At 67.6% G+C, this 3720-nt stretch carries 4 protein-coding genes; all 4 read right to left on the reverse strand.

Annotated features, from left to right (window positions below; genetic code table 11):
* Positions 1-455 (reverse strand): DsrE family protein (locus tag I6U14_RS16005; RefSeq protein ID WP_296900516.1); only part of this gene is annotated, 455 nt, incomplete at its 3' end.
* 129 nt (positions 456-584) lie between these two features.
* Positions 585-1457 carry a DUF1028 domain-containing protein gene (locus I6U14_RS16010; protein WP_296900517.1) on the reverse strand — a complete coding sequence of 291 codons (873 nt, stop codon included), beginning with the start codon at positions 1455-1457 and terminating at the stop codon, positions 585-587.
* Positions 1458-1470: 13 nt separating this feature from the next.
* Positions 1471-1854 (reverse strand): copper chaperone PCu(A)C, encoded by a 384-nt coding sequence (locus I6U14_RS16015; RefSeq protein WP_296900518.1) that lies wholly within the window; start codon positions 1852-1854, stop codon positions 1471-1473.
* 238 nt (positions 1855-2092) lie between these two features.
* Positions 2093-3622, reverse strand: coding sequence for an alkaline phosphatase D family protein (locus I6U14_RS16020; RefSeq protein ID WP_296900519.1), 1530 nt, complete (start codon positions 3620-3622; stop codon positions 2093-2095).
* Positions 3623-3720 lie beyond the last annotated feature (98 nt).

Raw genomic sequence — 3720 nt, forward strand, 5'->3', positions numbered from 1 at the left:
GTGAAGCCTTCTGCCTGGAGCTTGGACAGCTCGGCAACGCCGCTTGGCACGATGTCTTCCTCGTCGGTGTCGTACAGGGCCATGGGGTCGATCTCCCGGCCCTTGAGCGTGTTGGCACAGACCCTGAAGGCCACGCCCTGCTGTTTCAGCCCGGCGATCCGCGCCTGCATCTCAGCATCCGCATTGCCCGCCTTCATCTTGGTGCCCTCCACTTCGTCCGGCGGCAGCAATAGGGAGACGCCGTTACCGTGCATCACGACCTGCACCTCCAGGTTCTCCGCGCCGACGGCGTTGATGTGGTTTTGAATGTTCCGCAGCGCGCCAGCCTGCTGCTGGGCGTCGTAGTAGTTCACGTGGTAGACCACCTTCTGCGGCTCATAGGCATCGGCGGCGGCAACCGCAGTGGCGGCGACAGTAATCAGACACGCGGCGAGGAGACGGATACCCAGGGACATTGGTGGAACCTCCAGAGTGTTGTTGTGTTGTGTGGAGCCGCTGTGACTGGGCGCAACGGCGCAGGCGAGTGTCCAACCCTGCCGGCAATTTTGCAAGTTGGTTGATTGGTGGCAGGCTACGCCGCAGGATCAGGTCGGGCGTGGATAGCGCTGGCGCAGATCTGCCAGCACCTCGGCATCTATCCAAGCATCATCCCGCAGCCGGTTGTCGTAGTTCTCAGCACCCATAAACCGCTTCAGCAGTGCAATCTCGGCCTCTCCCCAGTCCGGCGTGTCGGGCAGCTCACGGAAGCCGGCCCGGCTCATGATGGCCTTGAGCTCCCGGGCCAAGGCGGCGTCCACGGGCAATAGCTGATCGGGGTCGCTAGGGAAGTAAGACAACCGGTGCAGCCGATAACAACGGCCAAGCTCCGTGATGGGCTCCGGGTGATCGTACACAGAGATGTCCACATGGCGGCCGCTCCAGCCGCCATAGCCGCCGCCCGGCTTCACCACCAAGATGGCAGCGGATTGCTGGCCGCGGAACTCGCCGCCGGCATCGCGCCCCGCTGCCAATGCGCTGATCAAGCGCTCGGCGAGCTCGCCCGTTGCAGCCTCGAAGCCGTCGAGCATGGCCGTTACCACGGCCTGGGCGCGCAAGGTATTGCCACTTGCCACGGCGTGCGGGCGGACCTCGCCGCCGGCGAAGCCGTCCCAACTGCGCACCGCATCGCCGGTGTGCAGCGCCGCCGGACCTGCCGGGCCGAGCACCGCCACTTGGCGCTCGTCGGCGGCTGGGTCGTTCCGCAACAGCTGCTCCAGCACGGTTTGTGCGGAGAGGCCCCGGCGAAGCAGCGCCAGGCCTTCGTCGCCGTGCTGCGGATTCGCGAAGGCTTGGGTGGTGATACAGCCGATACCTGCGGCGCCGTGCAGAGCAATGGAGCCGGCACCTGGAAACTTGGATTGCACCGCGGCGCCGATCTCGCCGGCGGACGTGTCCCTGGCGATGATGCTGTAGGTCATGCCCGTCCGCGCCTCAATGGCCGCCGTGACCGCCCATACCGCCGACGTCGATGCGGCGCACGGGTGCTGTGAGCTGCAGCCGGCTGCCGTCATTCAGCACCAAGGTCAAGGCCACATCCATGCCTGGCTCGAGCTGCTGCGTCAGGCCGATCAGCATCACGTGCAGACCACCCGGCTGCAATGCCACCTGCTCGCCCGCGGGGAGCTCGATGCGATCGACGCGACGCATGCGCATCATGCCATCGACCATGCCGTGGGTGTGCAGCTCCACCGTCGCCGCGGCGTCGCTCTCGGCGGCCACCAGCGCCCGCGGCGTCTCGCCCGTGTTGCTGAGGGTCATGAATGCGGCGCTGTTGGGCTGGCCGGGAGGCACCGCGCGGACATAGGGATCGGTCACTTGGATCGCTGCGCCATCCGCGGCGAAGAGGTGCGTGCCAGAAAGGCACGCGGCGGCGACGAGAGAACGGATCAACGGCTGCATGGCATGCGTCCTTGGGTGTGTTATGACGGAGAGTCGCGAGTGTCGAGAGACGAGGTTCGATGCAGAGCAAAGGCATCAGCAGGTTCTTCGCGCGACAAACCGAAGACCGGCGTGTGATGGGTAGACATCAGGCCGCGGAGCGGATGGCGGCGGGTCAGGGCAGACGGGCGAGCCGCGTGGTGGTGCTCGGTGTCAGCTTCAGCTCGTACAGCGACTGCCCATCCACGCCGCGCAGCGTGGCGGTAAGGGTACCTGCCGGATCCACCACGAGCTCACCGAAGCCGAAGAAACGCCGCGCGTCGGCATAGGTTTTCACCGCCTCGCGTGATGGCGGAGCGTGGCGGAACAGGCGCTCGCTGCCGAGGTCGCGGTCGTAGTCATCGCTGACACCCAGGGCTGCGCTGAGCGGGCCTGCCACCAGCTCGTGCACCACGAAGTCAGGTCGCTGCGGCTGCGGACGGTAGCTGAAGGCCGCCGCGAAGTGCACGTCGGCGCTGAGGAACACGAGATCGCTGCGGCCCGCATCCGCGGCCACGGCGAGGATATGGCGAAGCTCCTGCTCGAAGCCCGTGGGCGCATCGAAGTCTGCCCAGCCGTCGCGGCCGCCCTCCAGCGGCCAGCCAGTGGGGATCGACAGCGGCACGCTGGTGGCAATCACCAGCCAGGTGGCATCTGTACGCCGCAGGCGATCCTCCAGCCAGACCAGTTGCTCGCGCCCGAGCAGCGTCTTCGGCTGCTCGGCGCTGTCCGGGGCGGTGTTGGCGTCGCGGTACTGGCGGGTATCCAGCAGCAGCAGCTCCAGGTGGCGTCCCCAGCGGAGACTGCGATAGATGCGCCCTGGGCGATCCGGATGCTCGGTGATAGGGTTCTGCTCCAGCAGCGCGGCGCGCCCGAGGGGGAGTAAGTGCTCACCGGGGCTGTAGGGCGGCGTGTCCCGCGTGTCGTGCAAGGGACCGAAGTCGTTGACCACCTCGTGGTCGTCCCAGGTGGGCAGGTAGGCGGTGTTGGCGAGGAGGCGCCTTAGGCCGGCATCGGCGCGGGCATAGCGCCAGTGGGCGCGAAACGCGCTCATGTCAGCTGCGCGCTCGAACCCGCCGAGCACCTGTGCATTGCCGTATCGGCCTTCGGCCTCGCAAAGGCCGTCGGCATAGATCATGTCGCCGAGGGCGACGAAGAGATCCGGTGCCAGCGCGTTGATGGCGGAGAAGACCTCGAACCCGTGCTCCGCATCACGGCAGACATTCTGCCCGGCGAGGTCTCCACCCCAGACCAACCGCACCGGCGCGGGATTGGTGGACGGCGGCGCGGTGCGAAAGCGGCCCGCAGCAGTGACGCCGGCCGCCCCGTCCTCTGTCACCAGCAGGGCCCGCCATAGATGGCGTCGGCCCGGACCCAGACCGTCCACCGGGATCTTGACCGTATAGTCTGTTGTCGCATCAACCGTCCGCTGCAGACGCTGCACGGCGCCGGTTCCTTCGGCCTCCACCTCCACCACCAGCTGGCCGGGGCCGTTGGCCTGCGCCCAGAGCAGCGCGGAATTCGGGCCGATGTCGCCAGTGGCCAGCGTCAGGGCGGCCTCGGCGGCAGTATCAGCGGCCCCGTCGGCCGGCGGCGCGGCGGCAACCGGCAGCAGGGACGCCGCACCCCCCAGGCAACCGCAGAGCAAGACGGATCGGTACAGCATAGGTGTGGCTCGCAAACGCGCCGTCGCGACGCAGCAGGGTCCGCTAGGGAAGCGCCGATTTATTGGCGCTTCCCGCGCGGGGCAGGACGCCCCGCCAT

Source organism: Thiohalocapsa sp. (genome assembly GCF_019695415.1).
In the GTDB taxonomy this organism is placed as follows: domain Bacteria; phylum Pseudomonadota; class Gammaproteobacteria; order Chromatiales; family Chromatiaceae; genus Thiohalocapsa.